The organism is Dialister histaminiformans (assembly GCF_900103425.1).
Classification (GTDB): Bacteria; Bacillota; Negativicutes; order Veillonellales; family Dialisteraceae; genus Allisonella; species Allisonella histaminiformans.
In genome coordinates, this window is record NZ_FMXA01000018.1 from 1 (window position 1) to 23,519 (window position 23,519).

Sequence of the window (23,519 nt, forward strand, 5' to 3'; positions counted from 1 at the left end):
TCTTATCCAGGTTTTCCCCGAAAGGAGGCCTTTATGTCTGCGTTTTACAAGGGGTAAGCGGAATATTCTCTTCTATAAAGATAAGAATGCAAAAGCCAGAGGATGTTATCCATAGCCCTTATATACCCCCCTTGTATAACCACTTTCCTGACATTTCTCCAACGGCCTGCCTTCTCTCTCTTACCTCGTACCTGTCCTTTTTCTGCAAAGACAAACCAGATGTGTTATAATCTTTTCCAGTTGTCTTATTCTGCTAACCAACTATAAAAAACAGGAGGTAAGAAAAATGAAAAAAGCAATAGTGTTATCCAGCGGCGGAGTGGATTCTACCACATGTATTTCCGTAGCTGTCAAAGAACTGGGAGCAGACAATGTATGTACTGCTTCTATTTTTTATGGGCAGAAACACGTAAAGGAACTGGAAGCGGCCAGAAAAGTGGCTGAATGGTTTCACGTGAAACATTATGAATTTGACTTATCCTCCATCCTGCAGTATTCGAATTGTGCCCTCCTGGCTGGCTCCAGTGAGGAAATCAAGCATGAAAGTTATGAAGACCAGGTAAAGGAATCAGAAACAGGACGGGTGTCCACGTATGTTCCTTTCCGAAACGGCCTCATGCTTTCTGTGGCAGCCAGCCTGGCGGCCAGTCTGTACGAGGATGAAGAGGTAGATATTTACATCGGCGCCCATGCTGATGATGCGGCAGGAAATGCGTATGCTGACTGCTCGGAGCCTTTCCTCAAGGCCATGGAAGATGCGATTTCCATTGGTACCTATGGCAAGGTACATCTGGTATTCCCCTTTGCGGACAAAAACAAAGCCGGCGTAGTGAAGACCGGCCTGGCTCTTGGTACGCCCTATGAGCTCACCTGGAGTTGTTATGAAGGCGGCGAAAAGCCATGTGGTACCTGTGGTACCTGTCGTGACCGGGCAGCGGCTTTTGAGGCCAATGGTGTGAAGGATCCGGCTCTGGACTGAAAGGATAGAAACTATGTATACGATTACTAAACGAATGGAAGTGAGCGGGGCTCATTTCCTGCATTTGGATTATGAAAGCAAGTGCAGCCACCTCCATGGACACAACTGGATTATTACCGTGACCTGCCAGCGGGAGACGCTGGATTCCAATGGCATGGTAGTAGATTTCACCAAAATCAAGGAAACAGTGAACCAGCTGGACCATGTACTCATCAATGATGTGATAGGAAATCTCAACCCTACCGCTGAAAATATGGCGAAATGGATTTGCGACCGCATTCCGTACTGCGTAAAGGTGTCGGTAGAAGAAACGGAAGGAAATGTGGCCATATATGAAAAATGAATTTCCTGTAGTGGAATTGTTTGACAGCATTGATGGCGAAGGAAAACGCACCGGCCGGATGGCCATATTCGTCCGCTTTGCCGGATGCAATCTCCGGTGCACCTATTGCGATACCGCATATGCACTCAAGAGGAGTGATGCGCTGGAAGTTCTTACGGAAGAAGAACTGCTGAAACGGATTCACAACTATCCATGGAAGCGGATTACCTTTACCGGAGGAGAACCTATGCTGCAGAACCTTCTCCCCCTCTGCCAGACTCTGTCCGATGAAGGATACGATATCAACATAGAGACCAATGGGGCTGTGCCTCTGTTTGCCCATCGTCCGGAGCATGTTTTCTATACCATGGACTATAAATGCACAGACAGCGGCATGAAGGACCATATGCTCCTCTCCAATTTTTCGCAGCTTGACGAACGGGATGTGCTGAAATTTGTCGTATCGTCGGAGCAGGATTTAAACGATATGCGCCGCATCGTCACTGGATGGAAAGGCATAGCCCCTGATTTCTATGTAAGTCCCGTTTGGGGAAAAATTACGCCAGCTGAGCTGGTGGAATATGTACGGAAATATGAGCTCTCTTCCGTATGTGTACAGGTACAGCTGCACAAGATTATATGGGGAGCAGAAAGGCGTGGTGTGTAATGGCAGACAAGAATAAACTCGAACAGGCAGCCCGCCTGATACTGGAAGCCATCGGTGAGGACCCGAATCGGGAAGGACTTCTGGAAACGCCTCGCCGGTTTGCAGAAATGATGGAAGAACAGATGGCCTATACCACCGTTTCCAATGAAGAAATCGCCAGGGAATTTGGAAAGACCTTTTCCTCTTCCGAAGAAGGACCGGTAGTAGTCAAAGATATTTTTATTTTTTCCCACTGCGAACATCATCTGGCGCTCATGTACCATATGCATGTCTCCGTAGGCTATATCCCCAGCGGCCGGGTCATCGGCCTTTCTAAAGTGGCACGCATTGCCGATGCCGTATCCCGCCGGCTTCAGATTCAGGAACGCATCGGAGCCGATATCCGAACCATTATAGAAAAAGTAACCGGTTCCCAGGATGTAATCGTCCGTATCGACGGCGAACATTCCTGTATGACTGCCCGGGGCATTAAAAAGCCGGGGGCTGTGACCACCACCATTTCATCTTCCGGAAAATTCAATACCCCGGAATACCGCCAGTTGTTCAAAGAGATGCTGTAAAGGAGAAAGAACATGGAAAAAAGAGAAGGACTGGATGAGCTGACCCTCCTGGGCAATCAGCACACCCGCTACGAATACGACTATAACCCCGACTATCTGGAACGAATTCCCAATAAACACAAAGACCGCGACTATTTTATCAAATTCAACTGTCCTGAATTCACCAGCCTGTGTCCAAAAACCGGACAGCCCGATTTTGCCACCATCTACATCTCCTACATTCCCGGAGATTTCATGGTAGAAAGCAAATCCCTGAAACTCTACCTCTTCAGCTTCCGCAATCACGGCGACTTCCATGAAGACTGCGTAAATATCATCATGGACGACCTGATTAACCTCCTCCAACCCCGGTACATCGAAGTCTGGGGCAAATTCCTCCCCCGCGGCGGCCTCTCCATCGACCCCTACTGCAATCACGGTATGAAAGGCACTAAGTGGGAAGAATTTGCTGCATATAGGTTGAGGGAGCATGATATTTATCCCGAGACTATCCACAACCGGTAAATTTCGGGCGATTTTCCGTTCTGGACAGCGTCACTCGATATAATTTTAGAACCTCCGCGTACAAAGTACAGCGAAGAACCTGAATTATATCGGTTCCTTGCCAGAACGAAAACTTGCCGCGAAATTAGGATCGGTTCGGGAGACTGGCCTATCCCGAGCAAAAAAATGCCCTCTGGACGTACTGCTATGTACAGTCCAGAGGGCATTTTTCCACTCGGGATAACCCATCCATCCCGGCCTGCCGCGAAATTTTATGAGGGAATAAATGATACGGCGCATATCTTGTTCCGGGACAAAAACCTCCCTGAACGTACCGTCTGCGTACAGTCCAGAAAGATATTTTCTACCCCGGAACAACCTCTGCATCCCGGCCTGCCACGAAATTATAGTTGCTCTGGGCGATTAGCTTATCCCAAACCTAAAAATGTCCTCTGAACGTACTGCTATGTACAGTCCAGAGGGCATTTTTTCCATTCGGAAGGACCTATTTATCCCGGCCTGTCACGAAATTTCACAGTGATTTTAATAATCCAGGCAGTAAGCCTCCGGCCCGGGTCCGTGCAATCCTTGCAGATTGCAGGAGTGAAGCGGAATGTTCTCTTCTTGCAAAGGGCAAGAATGCAAAAGCTGTACGAAGAGAAGCATGTAAAACGTTTCCCTCTCTGGAGAGAGGGGGGGACCATTCGCTTTAGCGAATGGTGGAAAGTAGATTCCTCTATGTGAATCTAACAGAATGACAGATATATGAGGATCCTCCTCATCACTCACACTCAATTCTCTAAACTGTCCTTTCTGCACTGTCCTTCATCCGCAGACTCATAGCTGCCTTTCCTCTTCTTCAGGTATTCGTCCAATCACCCTCTTTATCCTGTCCAATGGATAGGGGGATTCTTCTGCCGGGCGGTAGACTATTCGTTTTACGGTGACAATATAATATTCATCATCCTCACCTGCCGGAACTTTTACTTTTTCTCCTGGCTTGTATTCTTCATCCGCCAGATAGCAATAGGATTTTCCTCCGCGGTTAAATACTACGTAGCAGAAAATCAGATCATCCTTTGACCGGAGGGTGCGGCTGTAGTTGTCTTTGTCGAGCATGTCATCATCGCCAGATTCAAACTGGGCAAGGAATGATTTCAGCTTTTCTGCAAATTGCGGCCAGTCAATGGGAAGTCCTTTTTTGTCAAATGTTCCCCGGATTTCCCGCATTCCCTTATGGCAGGTGGTGATGCGGATGGTATAGGTATCAGTCCGGTCAGGATCTGGCAGTACGTCCTCCGGATTTCCTTTTACCTGGGAAAAAATATTCAGCTTCAGGCTATCCAGAAATTTGGGTACGCGGTATTTCATGTGCCAGATATTGCGTAAATCACAGCTGTCATTCATCTGGCGGAACCGCTCTACAGTTGCCGACTCCCGGTCGATAATGAGCTGTTCATGATAATCGCAGGTGTAATCTTCTTCCTCGATAGGATCTTCACAAATCTCATGGCGGTGGTATAGGATTTCCATCCGTTCGATATAATCCGGATTGCCGTCAAACAGCCACAAATCTTTTCTCCCCAGTGTCTTACGGATGAAGGAAGACAGGTCACTGAAAAACAGAGCATCCGGGCGCAGCAACCCATAGCCATGCACTTCCTGCCCTTCCTGGTTCTGAAGGGTCAGGTCCCACATATCTGCGTTCTTCGTGAATTTAAATGCATATCCTGAAAAGAAATCAGATATCCTGCTCAGAAGTTCCCTTACCGTTTCAGCGTCAGCCGGAATTTTCTGCTTCTCTGTCAGTTCCAGGCCCCAGTCTCCCATGTGATAGCGTTCCACCCAGATGGTTCCATCCGGATTTACTGACAAAACCTGCTCCAGATCGTCGGTGGCACAGAAAGACCGGCCTTCCCGTTTGAGACAGGAACGGAGGCGGAACGAGCGAAGCTGCCCACGGAAAATAAAGGGATTTCTCCCCTTACCGGATACCATCATGGCCAGCCAGAAAAAGGCAGTGGTAAACCATTTTCTGCTTTTATGGCTTGTGAGGCGCACATTCCAGCCGTCTTTCTTTCTCTGCACAGTGGTCTGCCACCTGGAAAATATACGGGAACCCAGGGTGCAGGAATCCACCAGATTTTCCAGGATATGTTCCGTGTCTTCCTCTGACAGGAAAATATATCCCGTTCTCCTTATGTCCGGAAGAAGTGCATACGGATCTCCCTCCGGAGAAAATCCCAGCTCCCGGCAGGCTTCGGCAAATCCATCCGTTACCTCCGCTTCCGTCGTCTGCGGATTCAGATACAGATAATAATATTTCATTGCAAAGTTCAGTATTTTTTCGTTCTGTGTCATAAAGATTCCCCCTCTCATGCGTGATATTTTTATGTTAGTTCTATTTCTATGGTTCTATTTCTATATATAAGTATACGATATGGCATGGGAGAAATTTTACACATTCCGGGCAACTGGCTCTCCCAAACAAAACATCCCTGGGCGTACTACTTTGTACAGTCCAGGGGATAATTTTTTTGCCTGGTATAACCTGCTCATCCCAGCTTAGCACGAAATCATGGGATGGCTTATTGAGAAATGATGGAGAAAAAGATAACTGAGCTGAGATACAAACGAAAGAAAGCTAAAGCTTCACAGATGCAAAGCATGCAACACGTTTCCCGTTCTGGAGAGAAAGGGGGACCAGCCTGCGGCTGGTGGATAGTTGATTGCTATATGTTAGAGCAAAGGAAAGAACAAAAATGTTCGATATAACCATTTTATAAAAATTTTCCGCATCCCCCTCTAACCTCTTACCTGTATTTTTAGCCATACGAAGTATCCATCTCCCGACTCAAATCTCAATTCGATGTTTTCCTCACAACCCATAACCAATAAAAAAAACAGCCTTGCGGCTGCCTTTTTTTACTGGTCATTCTCCATATGTGTCTTTTCAAAGAAGAGGAAGCAGAGGGAGGTAATCATAGCGACTACGGTGGCCAGTCCCATGCCCTTGAGCTGTACCGGGCCTACGACGATGGTGGCGCCGGAGAGACCGGAGATGAGGGTTACAGCGGAGAGGATGAGGTTCTTGGACTTGGTGTAGTCCACTTTCTTTTCAATCAGCATACGGATACCAGATGCGGCGATGAAGCCGAAGAGGAGTATGCATACGCCGCCCATAACCGGGGTCGGGATGGCGTGGATGACAGCGGCTACTTTTCCGATGAAGGAGAAGAGAATAGCGAAGAGTGCTGCGCCGCCGATTACGTAGGTACTGTATACACCGGTGATGGCCATAACGCCCATGTTTTCGCCATAGGTAGTGTTCGGTGTGGAACCTACGAGGCCGGAGATGACGTTGGACAGACCGTCAGCAAACAGGGAACGATGCAGGCCCGGATCCTTGATAAGGTCGCGGCCGATGATATCACTGGTTACGAAGAGGTGCCCCAGATGTTCGGCAAATACTACGAATACTGCCGGGAGAATCATGAGAATAGCACTGACATTGAATGCCGGCTTATAGAAAGTCGGAGGTGCAAACCATGCGGCAGCTTCTACTGCGGAGAGATCTACAACGCCCATGAAGAAGGACAGGATGTATCCGGAAATTACACCGATAAGAATCGGAATAATGCCGATAAATCCACGGCCAAGAATAGTGGCCAGAATGGTCACAATCAGGGTAAACATAGAAATGATAATGGCTGTGGTATTGCTCATGCCCTGCACCGGATCCAGGAAGCCGGACATGTTCATAGCCAGCGGTGCCAGTTCCAGACCGATGATGGCTACGATGGAACCCATGGCTGCCGGCGGGAAAAGGACATCTACCCATTTCGTTCCCACTTCCTTAACCAGGAACGCCAGAATCATAAAACAGATACCGAAGGCAATAAACCCGCCCTGTGCATCAGCATAGGACATGCCTGCGGTGGAAGTAACCGCCAGCACCGGGGAAATGAAAGCAAAGCTGGACCCCAGGTATGCCGGAAGTTTCCACTTACAGATGGTAAGATACAGCAGCGTGCCAATGCCATTCATAAACAGGCAGGTGGCCGGGTCTACATGCAACAGGAACGGTACCAGTACCGTAGATCCAAACATAGCGAACAAATGCTGAAGACTGAGCGGAACCGTCTGCATAAACGGCGGTCTTGCTTCTACATCAATGATGTTTCTGGTTCTTGACATAATTCCTCCCCGACATTACATAATTTCTGAAAATTTCCAAAAAAAAAATCATGGGTCATGATTTTTCGTCGGAATTGAATAAATTGTACAGCCATCACCATTTGGCTCTTTGCTATTATGCTCGCAATGCAGCAAAAAAACAAGGGGCAGAAGAAAAAATTTATAGTTTCTTTTCCTTTGCCCTCAGTGAATCTGTGCCGCCCCGGCATTTCCGCCGGAAGGTACCTTATGAATTTCATGAAATGTAAGCATCCAGATAAGGCGAACCGTCTCAATGAGAGTATCCCGTTTCACCATATAGTCCTTTCCATCCCGTTCTTCATTGAGCAGCTCCTTTTCCAGGAACTGCTCCATCTCCAGAAACAGGGATGTGCGAATATCCATCAGATTGGTGACCACCGGCACTGCCTCTTCCTCTCCGTCAATTTCCTCCGGGTCCATCACCTGAGGCAGTTCCCAGAGCAACTCCGGATTGACAGACTTCATTTCCCCAATCCAGCCATGAATGAGCGCCAGCATATCTTCCATGGGGATTCCCAGCAGATTAATGCCCATGGCTGCTACATTGGAAAAAGACTGGATGGAAAAATACCGGTCCATTCCCGGCAGATGATCGGTTATAAAGGTATCTTCAAAGTAACTGCGAAGGATTTCAAAATACATATTGATCTGATCCTCACTCCGCAGCTCCTCTCCCCGTTTAGCTGTCTTATATTTCAGAAATTCCGCATATTCTCTGGCATTGACACGGACATATCCGCTGTCTTCCACCTTCTGCTCTTTCTGTTCTCGTTTCAATTTCCCGTCCATACATCCTCCTGAGAATTTCATTATAACAGAAAAGAGGATGACTTGCGGCCATCCCCTTTTCAGACTATCAGATGGTTCAGACTAAAAAGACAGGTGCGAGACACGAGAATTGAGATTTGAGTCAGGAAGCGGAGAATTTTTATAAAATGGTTATATCGAACATTTTTGTTCTTTCCTTTGCTCTAACATATAGCAATCAACTATCCACCAGCCGCCAGCAAAGACCGGGCTGTCAATAGTATGGAAATCAAAGATTTCATAATTCTATGGACTTACAGCCAATGACGACAAGCCCTTGTCGTCATTCCCCCTTTCTCTCCAGAACGGGAAACGTTTTGCATGCTTTCCTTTTACTAGCTTTCACATTATTATCTTTTTACAAAAATGCTATTCCCAGAATCCGCCTGCAGATTGGCTTTGCTCATCTGCAAAAAGATTCTACGAATGGCCTCTTTATAAAAAACAAAGACCAGAAAGAATCCAATTCATTTGAGATTCTTTCTGGCTTTTTATGTCCAGAAGTCGAAGACTTCTTATATAACGAGCGCAGCTCAACCGCTTTATGGTTTTGTCTGAAAAGAAACCTGAAAAGTTTCTGGTCTGATGTCTTAAGTCTGAGAGGGACTCCATCAAATTCCCGGTCTGCATTTTCTTTTACAAGAAAATGCCATACGCAGTATCCGCCCCTTGTAGAAGCTAATGTGTTAGCTTCTGCACAGCCTTGTTTTTTGATGTTAAGACACAGCCTTATGAGCCTTGGCTCATACAGCCCTGTGAAACCTCTGGGTTTCACACCGCCCTGGAAGCGAAAGCTCTTTGGAAGTGAGCCACCGGCTCATATTCCTTACTTCTGATGCTTTCGCTTCCACTCCTTTATATACTCCAACCGCTGTTTGAACCGGCCTTCTACGCCCTGTTCGGTGGGATGGTAGTAGGTTTTGTCTTTCAGGGAGTCGGGGAGGCACTGCATGGTGGTGAGTTTGTCTTTATAGTCGTGGGCGTACTTATAACCTTTGCCGTAGCCGATATCTTTCATGAGCGATGTGGGGGCATTGCGGATGACAAGCGGCACGGGTTCGGCCAGGTGTTCCAGTGCATCTTTTCTGGCAGTGAGGTAGGCGGTTTCCATAGCGTTGGATTTAGGCGCCAGGGCCATATAAATTACCGCTTCGGTGAGATGGACGTTGCATTCCGGCACGCCGATGAGGCGGCAGGCCGTGAAGGCTGCTACGGCGATTTCCAGGGCCCGGGGATCAGCCAGGCCTACGTCTTCGGCGGCAAATCGGGTAACCCGCCGGGCGATATAGATGGGATCTTCGCCGGATTCCAGCATGCGGGCCAGCCAGTATACGGCCGCATCGGGATCGGAGTTGCGCATGGATTTGTGCAGTGCGGAAATGAGATTGTAATGTTCTTCCCCGTGTTTGTCATAAAGAAGGGATTTCCGGGAGGTACACTGTTCCACAATTTCCTTTGTCACCGTGGTGGTGCCATTGACTTCCTCGCCGTTGAGTACTGCCATTTCCAAGGTAGAGAGAGCTGTGCGGGCGTCGCCATTGGCAAATTCCGCAATGGCTGCCAGCAGGTCATCAGCAATGACAATACGCTGTCCTCCAAATCCCTTTGGACTGGTGAGGGCCCGTTTGAGCAGGGACTGAATATCTTCCGCTGTCAGCGCTTTAAGAACAAAGACTTTGCACCGGGAAAGAAGCGCGCTGTTGATTTCAAACGACGGGTTTTCCGTAGTGGCTCCGATGAGGATAATGCTGCCTTTTTCCACAAAAGGCAGAAACGCATCCTGCTGCGCCTTGTTAAAACGGTGGATTTCGTCTACAAATACAATGGTTCGCTGCCCGTACTGTGAGCTGGTATCGGCCTGCTTCATCACTTCCCGAATTTCCTTAATACCGCTGGTAACGGCAGAAAATTCAATAAACCGGGACCGGGTAGTATGAGCGATAATCTGCGCCAGTGTGGTCTTGCCCACGCCGGGAGGTCCCCAGAAAATCATGGAGGAAATACTATCATTTTCTATAAGCCGGCGGAGAATACCGTTTTTCCCCACAAGGTGTGTCTGTCCCACATATTCATCCAGCGTTTCCGGACGGAGTCGTGCTGCCAGTGGCTGGGGAATAGTGTTGCTGAAAAGAGAAGGTTCTGACATGGTGCATGTCTCCTGTTACTATACAACAAATGTTCGATGTCTTTCCCTCATTATAATAAACCCGGGCTCTGCTGCCAATATTTTCTACGCTGTACGCATCCGCCTCATCCAGAGAAGCCCGACCATGTCGGCAAGGAACCATCCGATGGGGATAGCTGCCCAGATGGCGGACACACCGAACTGCGGAAGCGGAGCCAGTAAAAAGGCAAGGGCGACCCGGGTGCCCAGAGAAATCACCGTAAGTACGATGCTCATGAACGGGCTGTTGATGGCCCGATAATACCCATAGAGGAGGAACAGGATACCGATACCGATGTAAAGGCTTCCTTCTATGCGGAGATAGCGCACGCCTTCGGCAATGACAGCGGTTTCCGAGGCATCCACAAAGATACCCATGAGGGGTGCTGCAGCAAACCAGACGATGGCACTGATAATTCCGCAGAAGAAAAGCAGTATCCACAAGGACAGGTGCACCCCTTTACGGATGCGGTCCCACCGCCCGGCACCGTAGTTCTGCGCCACAAAAGTGGAAAAGGCATTGCCATAATCCTGTACCGGCGTATAGGCCAGCGTATCAATTTTCACGGCAATGGAAAAGGCCGCCATAATCACAGTACCAAAGCTGTTCACCAACCCTTGAATGGCCAGAATCCCCAGATTCATGATGGACTGCTGCACAGAGGTCATAAGCGAAAGATTGCACATTTCCTTAAAAATGGAACGGTCCCAGTGACGATCCGCTGCCTTCGGCCAGAAAGGAGCCATCTTTCCTGCGCAGTACAGGGCAAGCCCCACAGCGGCCGCATACTGGGAAATCACCGTAGCCCAGGCTGCACCAGATGCCCCCATGTGGAGGCTCACAATAAAATACAGGTCAAGAACAATGTTGATAACCATTGCTCCTGCCAGAAAATAGAGCGGTGCCACAGAGTTTCCTATAGCCCGGAGAAAGGCAGCCAGATAATTCAGAAGGAATACCGCGCCCATACCCATGAGAATAATAGTCAGATACTCTTTCATCGGAGTCACCACATCTGGCGGTATCTGCAGGATATGGATAATCTGCGGCAGAAACAGGTACGAAGCTCCGGTGAGAATGGCCATAAGAATCCCTATGAGCAAAAAGGACAGGAAAAGTCCGGTGCGCATGCGTCCCTCCTGTCCGCCCCGTCCCACCTGTATGGAAAGCCAGGCACTGCTGCCCATGCAGAGTCCGATAAGGACGGAAGAAAGAAACGTCATAAGGGTATACGAAGACCCTACCGCTGCCAGAACCGCTACCCCGGCATACCGGCCCACAATGAGTGTATCCACCACATTGTACAGCTGCTGGAACACATCTCCGGCCATAAGGGGAAGAGTAAAAAGGAAAATCTTTTTACCTATGGATCCAGTTGTAAAATCAATCTGCATGCGCAGAGCCTCCTTGTGAGTAAAAAACAGGAATGAAGAGAATTGAACAGCGAGATTGGAAGAAAATCTGTAAACATAGAGAAAAACAGATATCAGACAATCAGACGTCAGACCGGAAGTCTGTGGGGCTTCCTTTCAGATTAAAAGAATTCAGAACAACAGCATACTTTCCTACATTCAAACATACAAAGATGAGCCTTCGGCTCATGGTCGGTGCGAGCTAGAGGCTCACAGGTCGGTACATCCTGAACGGATGTAGGTCGGTGCCTTAACTTCAACATGGCAGGTCGGTGTGCCTCCTGCAGAGGCACAGGGGGTGGATTCTGCGAATAGCCTCTTTTATAAAAAAGGCCATATGTAACATCCTTTTGCTTTCCCTTATTCCAACATAGTGGATTCTACTTTCCACCATCCGCCAGCAAAGACCGGGCTGTCAATAGTATGGAAATCAAAGATTTCATAAGGTTATGGACTTACAGCCAATGACGACAAGCTATTGTCGTCATTCCCCCTCTCTCTCCAGAGAGGAAAACGTGCTGTATGCTCTCCTTTGCTACATAGACAGATTATAGGTATGCGGTGAGAGGGCGGATAAGAAACGTTTTTATAAAAGGGCCATATGTAACATCCTTTTGCTTTCCCTTATCCCAACATAGAGGGTTCTACTTTCCACTTTTGACGAAGATATAAGTATCGAGGAGAAAATAAACAACGCAATCTCACAGAATGAATTTGAATTGATAAGGGCAGGGGCTCGAAGGTTTCCCGTTCTGGAGAGAAAGGGCGGACCGCCAGCCTTTGGCTGGTGGGGGAAAGTAGATTTCTGTATGTTAGAACAAAGGGGAATATTGCTGAAGCTTTGAGTTATAATTCGCTTATGTATAGAGGGGGACATATGGGGAAAAGGGGAAATTATTTGTCAAAGTATATCTGTAGTAAAGAATAGGTTGAAAAAGCTTCAAGACAGTTGAAAAGCACAACAACGAGGCATTTTCCTACAGACTCACAAAGAGGATTCTACTTTCCACCATCTGCCAGCAAAGACCGGGCTGTCAATATTATTGAAATCAAAGATTTCATAATTCTATGGACTTACAGCCAATGACGACAAGCTATTGTCGTCATTCCCCCTCTCTCTCCAGAACGGGAAACGTTTCGCATCCTTTCCGTTTGCAAAGCTTTTGCATTCTTAATGTATAGTACGAAAACGGGAACACTGTCTTGTAATTTACCTTTCAGTTCGACAGCAAGCTTATGTACAAGTACAGGCAAGCCTATAAAACTGCTCCTTTCTTGAAAGAAAGGGGGCCCATTCGCCTCGGCGGATGGGGGATAGTTGATTCCTCTATGTGAATCGGAAGGAATGACGGGTATATGATATGTCTTTTCCCCTCGTCACTCGCACACTCAATTCTCAAATCTTTCTCTTTACCCCAGCTGGTCGAGGAGGAAGAAGAGCTGATCGTTCATGGTGGTGTAATCATATTCCCGAATCTGTTCTGCCGTCATAATATACGGAGAATGTTTTGGATTTTCCAGATCCTGCGGTGCATGGGCAATGAGCCCATCTACGGTTTTTCTTGTAAATTCCAGATGGCACTGGAATCCATAAGCCTTTCGTCCATAGCGGACAATCTGCCTGGGGCAGCCGCCACCAGATGCCAGAATTACGCTATCCTTTGTCAACCCCGGCATATCCCCATGCCAGGCTCCGGAAACAAATTCCGGTGGAAGTACGCGGGTTATGGGGTCTTGCTTTCCTTCCGCGGTAAGGTGAAGTTTCACCAGTCCCACTTCCTTTTCCGGGCTTCTCTCTACTCCGGCTCCCAGGGCTGCCCCCATAAGCTGCGCCCCCAGGCACACGCCCAATACGATTTTTCCATGGCTCATGGCATCCCGTATGAGCTGCTGTTCTTTCTGTGAATGAAAATACGGGCATTCCGCCTCCGTGGTATCCGGACTCTGCGGGCCGCCCATGATGAGCAGCCAGTCAATACCTTCCATACTTTCCGGCAGCACGTCCCCTTTCCAGCACCGGGTAAATGACACCTCATGCCCCCGGCTGATAGCCCACACATAATAAGCACCAGGTGCCTCAAACGATTCATGCTGAATAATATGGATATGCATATTAAAAATCTCCTTTGAGAAATGTATTTTACTTATCATTGTAATCAGCTTATCTATAAGATTCAATTGAAGAAAAAAGAGATTTGAGTTTCGAGATGAGAGATTATAGAGAAATGGCAAACATAGAAAAAACAGACATAAGAAAACGAGATTTCCCATAGAACGGGAAATCTCGTTTATTCGTTTATGTTATATGGAAGCCATTCGCAGAATCCACATGCAGATAATCAAAGCGAACCTGACCGTCTGACCGTCTGTTAATAAAGCGCCAGAGCACCTATTAACTTACTTTCTCAGGGCTCTCTTCAGGATTTTGCCTGTAGAATTCTTTGGCATTTCGTCAATTTCAATGAAGTGTCTCGGAATCTTGTATGCTGCGATTCTGCCCTTCATGAATTTCCGAATTTCATTTTCGTCCAGTGTATAGCCTTCCTTCATGACAATGTATGCCCATACGGCCTGACCGCGGAGGGAGTCGGAGTGGCCTACTACAGCACATTCGGATACGCCTTCGTATTCGTAAATGCAGTCTTCCACTTCGCCTGGATAGATATTTTCCCCATTTACAATGATGAGGTCCTTAATGCGGTCTACAATGTATACAAAAGCATCCTTGTCCAGGTAAGCCAGGTCTCCTGTACGGAGCCAGCCATCGGCAATAAGGACTTTCTTTGTTTCTTCATCCTTATGCCAGTACCCCTTCATAACGTTGTCACCGCGAACGAGGAGTTCCCCGACTTCGCCGGTTTTGCATTCTTTACCGTCATCGTTTACTACCTTGATTTCCACCCCTGGAATTGCAGGGCCTGCGGAGAGGCTCTTTGGCTGATCTGGCGGCAACATGGTGACTACCGGAGATGCTTCCGTGAGGCCGTATCCGATGATTACGTTATGGCCATATCGTTCCGCAAAAGCTTCGGCTACCGGCTGCGGAAGAGAGGCGCCCCCGGAAACGAAAATGCGGACGGTCTTCATGGCTTCCGGCCGTCCCAGACGGGCCAGCAGATGGTACATTGGCGGAACCATAGCGGCTACGGTGACCTGTTTTCTGGTAATGGTGTGAATGATTTCGGTTGGAATCTTGGACTTCATCACCACAATGGTGCATCCAGCCAGCAGAGGAACCAGTACGGATACTGTCCAGCCATAGCAGTGGAACATAGGCAATACACACAGCGCCTTGTCTTCCGGTGTGTGGGTAATCACCTCATTGGTCTGCTCTGCATTGCGCACCAGATTCTTATGGGTCAGCATAGCGCCCTTCGGGCTGCCGGTAGTTCCGGATGTATATACAAAAGTACATACATCATCTTCGGTAATATCAGAAGGAAATGCCGGTGCTTCGTCCGCCGCATCCTGATCCGCTTCCGCCATCAAGGCATCCACAGAAATCTGAGGCGCCTCTACCTGAAGAGGCGTATCCGTAACCAGAAGCTTAGTTTCTGAATCCCGGAGGATGAAATCCACTTCCCGGTCTACCAGAGAACTGTTGACCGGAATAATGATGGCGCCAAGGCTGACTACCGCCATATATACCACTACAAATTCCACGCTGTTCGCAGAATACAGAGCCACTCTGTCCTTACGGCGGATTCCTTTTTTGTAAAGTACATTACGGACCATACGTACCTGGTCGGAAAGCTGGGCATAAGTCAGTGCACGATTACCATCCAGTGCCAGACGGGACGGGTCTGCATTTTTCCATAATTCATGTACAAACATGGCATACCTCACATTTATAATACGTAAAATTCAATTGCAAAGAATAATGGCAGGAACCCATGCGCATGCATAGATTCCTGTCTTTGTTAATAGGTGTTAGCATTTGGTGATAATTCCAATGCAAGTTTATTGTACCATGAATGAAAAAAATGAACAATACGGAAAAATCCGTTTGAAAATTGTAGAGATGAGCCTTCGGCTCATGGTCGGTGCGAGCTAGAGGCTCGCAGGTCGGTACATCCTGAACGGATGTAGGTCGGTGCCTTAACTTCAATATGGCAGGTCGGTGTGCCTCCTGCAGAGGCACAGGGGGTGGATTCTGCGAATAGCCTCTTTTATAAAAAAGTGAAGAGCAACATATCCCATGGATTCACATACAGCATTCTACTTTCCACCAGACAAACTACTATAGCCGTCTGCAGACGGTCAGACTGGAAGCCTATGGGGCTTCCTATCAGACTAAAAGAACTCAGAACATTTTCATGCTTTCCCTTATCCCAACATAGAGGAATCTACTTTCCCCCACCCGCCAAAGGCTGGCGGTCCGCCCTTTCTCTCCAGAACGGGAAACGTTTTGCATGCTTTCCTTTGCGCCAACATACAAGAATTAACTTTCCACCAGACAAACTACTGTAGCCGTCTGCAGACAATCAGATGATTCAGACGATCAGACCGGAAACCTATGGGCTTCTTATCAGACTGAAAGAACTCAGAACATTTTCAAGCTTTCCCTTATCCCAACATAGAGGATTCTACTTTCCACCATTCGCTAAAGCGAATGGATTCGAGACAACGGATTGTCTCGAATGCCTGCAAATCCTTAATATCTTAATATATGGCAGGGGGGTCTGCTTTAAAGCTTGAGATTGGATATTGTGCACCATGATTGGCCATCGTATTCCAGAACGGGAAACGTGCTGTATGCTTCCGTTAATCAGCTTTTGCATTTTTACCCTTTGCAAGAAGAGGACATTTAGTATCCAGATCCGTATTAAAGCTTGATAAGGGTAAGAATGCAGATTGCCTGGTTACAATAATCCAAGAGAGGGAAAATGTGCTGCATGCGTTCCTTTGTGCAGCATTCTACTTTCCACCGATGTTCGTTGGATTTAAGGCAAGGTCTTGTCTTGAATGCCGGCAAGTCCTTACCGTCTTATATGGCCGACGGGTTGGCTCTACAGCTGGAAACCGGATATCGCATATAATTTTTGTGACAGACTTACAGAAAGGAGCTTTGTTTTGCATTCTTACCTGTCCTGTTCTCCGTTCATAATCTCCACAATTCTCTTCAGTCGGTCTTGGGTCACCGGATGCGTACTCTGCAGACGCTGAGCCAGTGTCATATGGTCTGCACCTCCCTGGCTCAATACCAGAAGAGCACGATAGAGCCCGGGGCCGAATCCCAGTTTCACCGCAAACGCATCGGCTTCATATTCACTTTGCCGGCTGCCGCAGAGCGCAAGCAGACTGGCAGGGATACGAAGAATGAACTGGAGCGCTGCAAGGATTCCATTGATAAGAAAAGACATCCAGAGGAAGAGAAATCCGAACAGAGGTATCAGAGAAAGGAAGGCAAAGGCCGAAGCCAGAAAAGACAGAAACTGAATGGCGGTCTGCCCTACGCTGGCCGCAGCAAAGCGCAGGAGTCCCCAGATGGTATCCCGGTGCACCAGATGGCCGATTTCATGAGCCAGCACACCACGCACCTCATCCCGGTCCAGCACCTGCAGCAGCGGTCGCATGATTACGATACTTCTTCGGCCGATAGAAAACGCATTGAGCTGCATCTGGCCGGAAATATACACATGAAGGGCAGGAACTTCCAGCTCCGGAAAATTCCTGGCTGCCGCCTCAATATCCCGCAGGATGTCCTCGATATAGGCCGACTCCATACTATTGGGTCTGCGCCCGCCATAAGAATAACAGAGAGACCTGTCAAATCCCGGGACAAAGTACAGACAGAGAAACATAACCAGCACAGCTGCCGCCACGATCACTGCCGCCGTCATCATGAGCTCCATTCCCGGCGAGATGGGAAGATGCAGATACGAAAGCAGGGAATCAAACCCACGAATCCGGCAGTCAAAAATCTTCTCCGTCACCGGAATGACTACGCACAACACGATGACATTCACCAGATAATCCAGAATAAACCCAAACATAGCCCCACCCCTTTATCACCTTATGATTGGTTCCTATTATGATTGGTTCTTATTATAACAGAATGCAAAAGGAGCAGTGGAATTTCCACTGCTCCTTCTTTTCCCTGGTGCGCCTAGGGGGATTCGAACTCCCGACACACGGTTTAGGAAACCGCTGCTCTATCCATCTGAGCTATAGACGCATAAGAACACTATTATTTTAGCATAAATAAGACAAACAAAAAAGCAGAGATTGCGAAGTCTCTGCTTTTTCTAACAGGGTCAGGGAAGCAGGAAATGTTTTTCCCTGATTTCTTTCAGCGGTATGGGCCGGCTGAAATAATAACCCTGGGCCATGTCGCATCCAGCTTTTTTCAAAAAGTCAAACTGTTCCCGGGTCTCTACTCCTTCGGCCAGCGTCTTCATATGGAGCTCTTTGGCCATACAGATAACATTTTTTATGATAATGGCGGCATACTGATCAAAGTTTTTGAGAAAGGCCATGTCCAGTTTGATCACATCAAAATCCAGTTCTTTCAGTATGTTCAGATTGGAATAGCCGCTGCCAAAATCATCCATCCATACTTCCAGTCCCAGGGCATGAAACTTACATATAGCATCCTTCAGCTGATCCAGATTCTGAATTACCGCCGATTCGGTAATTTCCACATGGAGGCAATCCGGTGGAATCTGATACTGTTCCATGGTGCTCTTCACTATGCCGTAAATATCACAGGAATAAAAGTCAGTACGGGACAGATTGAAACTGATAGGCGCCAGATGTTCATTCCGTTTTATGCATTCCTGCCGCTCCCGCCCATACTGTGCCAGGATGAAGGTATCCACCTTGTACACCAGATTTGCCTTTTCCAGAGGCTCAATGAACTGCCAGGGCGTAAGCAGTCCATATGAGGGATCATCCCACCGGGCCAGCGCTTCGTACTCCAGCAGTTTTTCTGTTTTCACATCAATAACCGGCTGATAATACACTTTAAGCCACCGTTTTTCCACGGCCCGGTTGATATACCGGGTTACATACATATGTCGTTTAAAATGGTCGGATATTTCCTTACTATAATGAGTGAAGAACTCGTCATTCCGGTCATAGACCCATTCCATGGCCATACGGGCACGTTCGAGATACTCCATGTAATGCGCCTGGAAATTGACTTTAGTGATGTTTTCGGAAAGAGTATAGATTCCTGCCTTGAGCTCAGTCTGCGTTTCACCGCGGCAGGACAGGAGGTATTGCCTCATATCCTCCATCCCTTTCTCAGCCATATGCTCCGGAATGATGCCAAAGAAATAGTCCTCATTCATATGACAGAGTATACTGCCCGGAAACAGAGTCTGCAGTTTACCTGACAGCCGCTTCAGTACTTCGTCGCCTTTTATACTGCCATACATACGGTTATACATGGAAAACTGTTTCAAATTGATAAAAAACATGGCCGGTTTCCATCCTTTGGTATTCCATGACCGGATGAGGGACGGCCCATTATCTGCCATAAAGGAAATTTTCTTCAGCCCGGTAAGCGGATCATCTTCATACATATGCAGATAATCCTCATAACGCATGATGGACCGGATATCAAATTTGATAAAGGCCACAGCGGCCAGAGTAAGCAATAAGCCAATAAGCGCCAGCGTGTTTTCATAATCCGGGGTAATGCCCCCATATCCTTTGAGCAGGATGCGTGGCGATTCCGTCTCGGCCAGGATGAGAAGCATGAATGCACAGATACCCACATTGAAATATGTTCCGGCATGAAGACGGTTGCGCGTTTTGGCCAGATATTCCATCTCCTGGCGGAAAAGGAATATGAACAGTATGGAAATAGCTACGGTGTATATGGCCCGCTGCATATGACTGAACGCAAACATCATGGCCAGGCAGGATGCCAGAGGAAACAGCATGTACCCCAGCAATGCCGTAGAATATGTATGGTCAATCAGTTTGCGGTACAGGTAAATACAGGGAATCATAGGTATAAACGTAGCCATGACAGCAACAACAAAATCCCCCATAGGCGTAGTAAACTGCGGTGCAATGTGGGTATACGAAAAGGCCGCCAGAAAATTAACTGTACTGAAAGACACAAGGAAACTCAGAATTCCTCTGAGCATCCGGTTTCTGCCGGGCAATCTGCGAAAGAAGAACGCATCATTGGCCAGAGCAAACAGAATGCCCTGGATGACGATGCAATAATCTCTGGACATATAGGCAGGGAGGAAGCTTGCCAGCTCTTGCATAAATAACCCCCCCTTATATATTTACCGTTATACTATCGGTCGAAAAATGATTACTTATTCGGTTCCAGTATAGGCGTTTTATGGTATAAAAGCGAATAGTTAAAACAAGACGCTGTGGCAGATTATGGCCAGGCGGGGCAGGAAAATGATGCCTCCCACAACCACACTGGTCATAGCGGCTATCAGTACCGCTCCGGCAGCCACATCTTTGGCCGCCTTTGCCAGCGGATGCCGATCCGGCATAGCCAGATCCACCGTGCGCTCAATAGCCGTATTCACCATCTCTGCTCCTATGACCAGGCCAAAACAGAGTACCAGAAGCGCCCATTCCACGGCAGAAATTCCGGTAAACCAGCCGAGAAAGCTCATGCCCACAGTTGCCACGGTATGGCATTTCATATTTCTTTCTTCCCGAAATGCGGTAATAATGCCCTCTATGGCATGTTCAAATACATCAACCATGAATGCTTTTCCTCTCCTTTCTGTAATAGGAACGGGTGAATCGGATATAGACTACCAGATATACAAAGGAAATCAGATAGCCGCCTAAAATATCACTGGGATAATGAACGCCAAGATAAATACGGCTCAGCCCGATACCCCCTGTCAGGCAGCCCAGCAAAAACATGCCGGTATATTTCAATATTTTATTTTCCACATATATATCCATGAGATAAATGAGAAATCCATAAAATGCCAGACTGGCCATGGCATGCCCGGAAGGAAAACTGTATCCTGTAGCCTCCGTAAGATGCAGGCCATCTGGCCTTGGGCGCTGCACAACATGTTTCAATATCAGATTGAGCACCCCGACATTGACGATATTTACCACAATGGCCCCGGTAATATGCCGATTCCGGAAAACAGCCAGCACAAGCACGGAAAACACCACATAGGCCAGCGGATCGCCAAAGTGAGTAACCACACGGGCCAGAACTGTCATACCAGGAATCGAAGAAAAGGAAGTTACCCAGTCATGAATCAGCCTGTCTCCATGCAGTGCAACTGCCCCGCTGATATGCCGGGCCAGCACCAAAAATCCGGCCAGCGCCGCTAATGCCGCCAGCCAGAGCGTATTCTCCAGAAGCCAGCGGAACGTATTTCTCATATATTTTACAGTCATACTCCCAACCCCCTGTATTCATCTGTACATGTACAAATCCATGTATAGGATACAGGAATAACCGGTTTCTGAAAAGCATAAAAACCACTGGATAAGAAAATCCTGCCCGGAAAGTAAAACCAGGGGAGCGGTATGAGGCCTGAAGGGAAAGATGCGCAACTACCGCCCGAGAGAGATCAGACAGGGATACCATTCTGATGGACATCCTGTTTTGAAGTGCATATGGACATATGTGAGGAATGGGTTTTACCACAAACAGGATATGTCCCCGGGTCAGCCCCTTCATTTTTTGAGCTCAGCGGGGAATCAGAGGTTGTTTTGTGGTGAAAAATTCTGTTTTGAAGTGTATATAGACATACGTGAGGAATGGGTTTTACCACAAACAGGATATGAACCCCGATCAGCCCCTGTATTTTTTTCGAGTCAGGCTGGGATACAGAGGTCGTTTTTGGATGTTCAGTCACTGACTGGACTGTATACAGACATATGTTCAGAAAGGATTGTACATTCAAAAACGAGATATGAGTTCAGACCGGCCAATCTCTTTTTTTGAGCTAAGCGGGAAATCAGAGGTTGTTTTGTGGTGAAATTCTGTTTTGAAGTGTATATGGACATATGTGAGGAATGGATTTTCCGCCACAAAACGAGATATGTGCCCAGACCGGCCAATCTCTTTTTTCGAGCTAAGCGGGGAATCAGAGGTTGTTTTGTGGTGAAAAATTCTGTTTCGAACTGTATATAGACATACGTGAGGAATGAATTTTTTGCCACAAAACAAGATATGAACCCCGATCAGCCGAAAAAAAGAAAAAACATTTTAATAAAATTAAATAAAGATATATAATAGTAACAGGACTGCCTTAACGTAGTCATTATTTTATTATTTCGGAGGAAACGGAGGGATTTGCATGATACGCGGCAGAAAACAACAGACAACCGCAGTGAAAACGGCCATGTGGATTTCTCTTTGGAGCCGCCGGTTTAAGCGACCTCCTTCGCATTCCATGCATTATTCGCAGGCTGTGAAACCGTGTCTGAGTGGATTGCCCTGACGGGCCGGACGGATCACGGTATGATTATGACTCTGATGTAATGAAAGGATGATAAGTATGGCAAAAATTCATGTAAATCTTGGTGACGACTCTTACGATATTCTGATTGAACGCGGGCTGATTGATAAAGTAGGCCCTATGATTAAGGAACTGACTGATGCAGACCGTGTGGTAGTCATTACGGAAGATTCTGTAGGCAAACAGTATGCTGCCAAACTCAATAAGACACTGCATGCAGCTAAGAATCTGGCTGTCCGTTTCATCACAGTGCCGGAAGGCGAAGCCTGCAAGACCCTTCGTGTACTCAGTGCAGTATATGATGCGGTTGCCACCTTTGGCCTTGACCGCGGCGATGCCATTATCGGATTTGGTGGCGGTGCGGTAGGCGATATGGCCGGCTTTGCCGCAGCCACCTATCTGGGCGGCATTCAGTACATTCACGTACCCACTTCCCTTACTGCACAGCTTGGTACCGCTATCGGCGGCAACGTAGGTATTGATACCCCGAACAGCAAGAACCTTATCAGCAGCATTGCTCAGCCAAGAGGTATCTTCATCGATCCAAACCTGCTGGACACCCTTCCAACGGAAGAATTCCACACCGGTCTGGCCGAAGCGGTAAAGATTGCCTGCATTGAAGACAAAGACCTGTTCACCATCTTCGAAAAGGCAAAGAACGACGTGGACCTGAAGAAGAGACTTCCGGAAATTATCGAACGCTGCTGCCGCATTAAGGCTCGCCTCTCTGAAAAGGATGAGTTCGCAGAAGGCCAGCGTATGCTCCTCGATTTTGGCAACACCATTGGCCATGCCCTGGAAGGCTACAACCGCTATGATGGCACCGTCAGCCACGGCGAAGCCCTTTCCATCGGCATGTACCTCATCACCCGTCAGGCAGAAAAGATCGGCCTCACCACCAAAGGCACCGCCGACCGGCTCAAATACGTACTGGAATTCCTGCACCTCCCGATTCACACCGACGTATCTTCCGAGGATGTACTTCTCTACATGACCAATGATAAGAAAATCTGGGGTGATTCCATCCGCCTGGTTCTCTTAAAGACCATCGGTCAGGCCTATTTGTACACAGCACATTTGAAGAATTTGCATAAGTATATTGTGACTGAAAACGATTAAATACGCACAATCTTAACGCATCTACTACGTCAAGACCCAATAATGAACACCTCACGTATTTCTATATACAGTTCGGCGTCCATTATTGGGTCTTTCCTTGTATCTGCATCAAGCTTGTGCGTATTTAATGAATAGTAAAGAAAAATTTTCCCCTCTGCTGCGTCAAAGTCCAATAGCAGAACCCTCACGTATTTCTATATACAGTTCGATGTCCGAGATGGGGCTTTTCCTTGCATAGGAATCAATCTTATGCGTAATTACAAAATAAGGGCAATCTTAACGCATCTACTACGTCAAGACCCAATAATGAATACCTCACGTATTTCTATACTCTGAAAAATCTGTAAATGGTAAATTTGAGGAAAG

17 protein-coding genes and 1 tRNA gene are annotated in these 23,519 nt (G+C 47.5%); 6 read left to right on the plus strand and 12 right to left on the minus strand.

The features are described 5' to 3' along the window. Positions 1–250 precede the first annotated feature (250 nt). Genes queC through queF form a run of 5 tightly spaced genes read left to right on the plus strand, consistent with a single transcriptional unit; the run spans position 251 to position 3,032 of the window. Positions 251–979 carry a 7-cyano-7-deazaguanine synthase QueC gene (gene queC / locus BLQ79_RS06500; protein ID WP_268761829.1) on the plus strand — a complete coding sequence of 243 codons (729 nt, stop codon included), beginning with the start codon at positions 251–253 and terminating at the stop codon, positions 977–979. Between the two features lie 13 nt (positions 980–992). Further along, positions 993–1,322, plus strand: coding sequence for a 6-carboxytetrahydropterin synthase QueD (gene queD / locus BLQ79_RS06505; RefSeq protein WP_091365048.1), 330 nt, complete (start codon positions 993–995; stop codon positions 1,320–1,322). Then, on the plus strand, positions 1,312–1,968 hold the full coding sequence (gene queE / locus BLQ79_RS06510; protein WP_200779848.1) for a putative 7-carboxy-7-deazaguanine synthase QueE: 657 nt from the start codon (positions 1,312–1,314) through the stop codon (positions 1,966–1,968). The genes queD and queE overlap by 11 nt, the downstream gene beginning before the upstream one ends. Next, positions 1,968–2,528: a GTP cyclohydrolase I gene (gene folE / locus BLQ79_RS06515; RefSeq protein ID WP_091365053.1), complete on the plus strand. Its 561-nt coding sequence runs from the start codon at positions 1,968–1,970 to the stop codon at positions 2,526–2,528. Before queE ends, folE begins: the two co-directional genes overlap by 1 nt. A gap of 12 nt (positions 2,529–2,540) precedes the next feature. Beyond that, positions 2,541–3,032: a preQ(1) synthase gene (gene queF / locus BLQ79_RS06520; protein WP_091365055.1), complete on the plus strand. Its 492-nt coding sequence runs from the start codon at positions 2,541–2,543 to the stop codon at positions 3,030–3,032. Positions 3,033–3,848: 816 nt separating this feature from the next. On the opposite strand, the gene BLQ79_RS06525 is transcribed toward queF, so the two are convergent. The 12 genes from BLQ79_RS06525 to BLQ79_RS06585 all read right to left on the minus strand — a co-directional run bounded on the left by BLQ79_RS06525 (position 3,849) and on the right by BLQ79_RS06585 (position 20,964). Continuing rightward, positions 3,849–5,372, minus strand: coding sequence for a hypothetical protein (locus BLQ79_RS06525; RefSeq protein WP_091365057.1), 1,524 nt, complete (start codon positions 5,370–5,372; stop codon positions 3,849–3,851). A 564-nt stretch (positions 5,373–5,936) separates the two neighbouring features. After that, positions 5,937–7,208: a uracil permease gene (gene uraA / locus BLQ79_RS06535; RefSeq protein ID WP_091365061.1), complete on the minus strand. Its 1,272-nt coding sequence runs from the start codon at positions 7,206–7,208 to the stop codon at positions 5,937–5,939. Between the two features lie 183 nt (positions 7,209–7,391). Further along, positions 7,392–8,018, minus strand: coding sequence for a hypothetical protein (locus BLQ79_RS06540; protein ID WP_091365063.1), 627 nt, complete (start codon positions 8,016–8,018; stop codon positions 7,392–7,394). 844 nt (positions 8,019–8,862) lie between these two features. Beyond that, on the minus strand, positions 8,863–10,182 hold the full coding sequence (locus BLQ79_RS06545; RefSeq protein WP_091365065.1) for a replication-associated recombination protein A: 1,320 nt from the start codon (positions 10,180–10,182) through the stop codon (positions 8,863–8,865). Between the two features lie 84 nt (positions 10,183–10,266). After that, a complete protein-coding gene (locus tag BLQ79_RS06550) occupies positions 10,267–11,595 on the minus strand; it encodes an MATE family efflux transporter (protein WP_091365067.1) in 1,329 nt (442 codons plus the stop codon). A gap of 1,428 nt (positions 11,596–13,023) precedes the next feature. Beyond that, on the minus strand, positions 13,024–13,725 hold the full coding sequence (locus BLQ79_RS06555) for a glutamine amidotransferase-related protein (RefSeq protein WP_091365069.1): 702 nt from the start codon (positions 13,723–13,725) through the stop codon (positions 13,024–13,026). A gap of 285 nt (positions 13,726–14,010) precedes the next feature. After that, positions 14,011–15,447 carry a class I adenylate-forming enzyme family protein gene (locus tag BLQ79_RS06560; RefSeq protein WP_091365071.1) on the minus strand — a complete coding sequence of 479 codons (1,437 nt, stop codon included), beginning with the start codon at positions 15,445–15,447 and terminating at the stop codon, positions 14,011–14,013. Between the two features lie 1,247 nt (positions 15,448–16,694). Then, positions 16,695–17,609, minus strand: a complete 915-nt coding sequence (locus BLQ79_RS06565; protein ID WP_091365074.1) for a M48 family metalloprotease — start codon at positions 17,607–17,609, stop codon at positions 16,695–16,697. A gap of 105 nt (positions 17,610–17,714) precedes the next feature. Further along, positions 17,715–17,791, minus strand: a tRNA-Arg gene (locus tag BLQ79_RS06570). Between the two features lie 79 nt (positions 17,792–17,870). Then, positions 17,871–19,841 carry an EAL domain-containing protein gene (locus tag BLQ79_RS06575; RefSeq protein ID WP_091365076.1) on the minus strand — a complete coding sequence of 657 codons (1,971 nt, stop codon included), beginning with the start codon at positions 19,839–19,841 and terminating at the stop codon, positions 17,871–17,873. Between the two features lie 99 nt (positions 19,842–19,940). Further along, positions 19,941–20,303, minus strand: a complete 363-nt coding sequence (locus tag BLQ79_RS06580; protein ID WP_091365079.1) for a diacylglycerol kinase family protein — start codon at positions 20,301–20,303, stop codon at positions 19,941–19,943. Next, a complete protein-coding gene (locus BLQ79_RS06585; protein ID WP_091365081.1) occupies positions 20,296–20,964 on the minus strand; it encodes a phosphatase PAP2 family protein in 669 nt (222 codons plus the stop codon). The genes BLQ79_RS06580 and BLQ79_RS06585 overlap by 8 nt, the downstream gene beginning before the upstream one ends. A 1,109-nt stretch (positions 20,965–22,073) precedes the next feature. On the opposite strand from BLQ79_RS06585, the gene aroB reads away from it, so the two are divergent. Then, a complete protein-coding gene (gene aroB, locus BLQ79_RS06590) occupies positions 22,074–23,153 on the plus strand; it encodes a 3-dehydroquinate synthase (protein WP_091365083.1) in 1,080 nt (359 codons plus the stop codon). Positions 23,154–23,519 lie beyond the last annotated feature (366 nt).

Coding starts and splice junctions, on each gene's coding strand:
- queD (WP_091365048.1), top strand. CDS start 993: ATGTATACGATTACTAAACGAATGGAAGTGAGCGGGGCTCATTTCCTG.
- queE (WP_200779848.1), top strand. CDS start 1,312: ATGAAAAATGAATTTCCTGTAGTGGAATTGTTTGACAGCATTGATGGC.
- folE (WP_091365053.1), top strand. CDS start 1,968: ATGGCAGACAAGAATAAACTCGAACAGGCAGCCCGCCTGATACTGGAA.
- queF (WP_091365055.1), top strand. CDS start 2,541: ATGGAAAAAAGAGAAGGACTGGATGAGCTGACCCTCCTGGGCAATCAG.
- BLQ79_RS06525 (WP_091365057.1), bottom strand. CDS start 5,372: ATGACACAGAACGAAAAAATACTGAACTTTGCAATGAAATATTATTAT.
- uraA (WP_091365061.1), bottom strand. CDS start 7,208: ATGTCAAGAACCAGAAACATCATTGATGTAGAAGCAAGACCGCCGTTT.
- BLQ79_RS06540 (WP_091365063.1), bottom strand. CDS start 8,018: ATGGACGGGAAATTGAAACGAGAACAGAAAGAGCAGAAGGTGGAAGAC.
- BLQ79_RS06545 (WP_091365065.1), bottom strand. CDS start 10,182: ATGTCAGAACCTTCTCTTTTCAGCAACACTATTCCCCAGCCACTGGCA.
- BLQ79_RS06550 (WP_091365067.1), bottom strand. CDS start 11,595: ATGCAGATTGATTTTACAACTGGATCCATAGGTAAAAAGATTTTCCTT.
- BLQ79_RS06555 (WP_091365069.1), bottom strand. CDS start 13,725: ATGCATATCCATATTATTCAGCATGAATCGTTTGAGGCACCTGGTGCT.
- BLQ79_RS06560 (WP_091365071.1), bottom strand. CDS start 15,447: ATGTTTGTACATGAATTATGGAAAAATGCAGACCCGTCCCGTCTGGCA.
- BLQ79_RS06565 (WP_091365074.1), bottom strand. CDS start 17,609: ATGTTTGGGTTTATTCTGGATTATCTGGTGAATGTCATCGTGTTGTGC.
- BLQ79_RS06575 (WP_091365076.1), bottom strand. CDS start 19,841: ATGCAAGAGCTGGCAAGCTTCCTCCCTGCCTATATGTCCAGAGATTAT.
- BLQ79_RS06580 (WP_091365079.1), bottom strand. CDS start 20,303: ATGGTTGATGTATTTGAACATGCCATAGAGGGCATTATTACCGCATTT.
- BLQ79_RS06585 (WP_091365081.1), bottom strand. CDS start 20,964: ATGACTGTAAAATATATGAGAAATACGTTCCGCTGGCTTCTGGAGAAT.
- aroB (WP_091365083.1), top strand. CDS start 22,074: ATGGCAAAAATTCATGTAAATCTTGGTGACGACTCTTACGATATTCTG.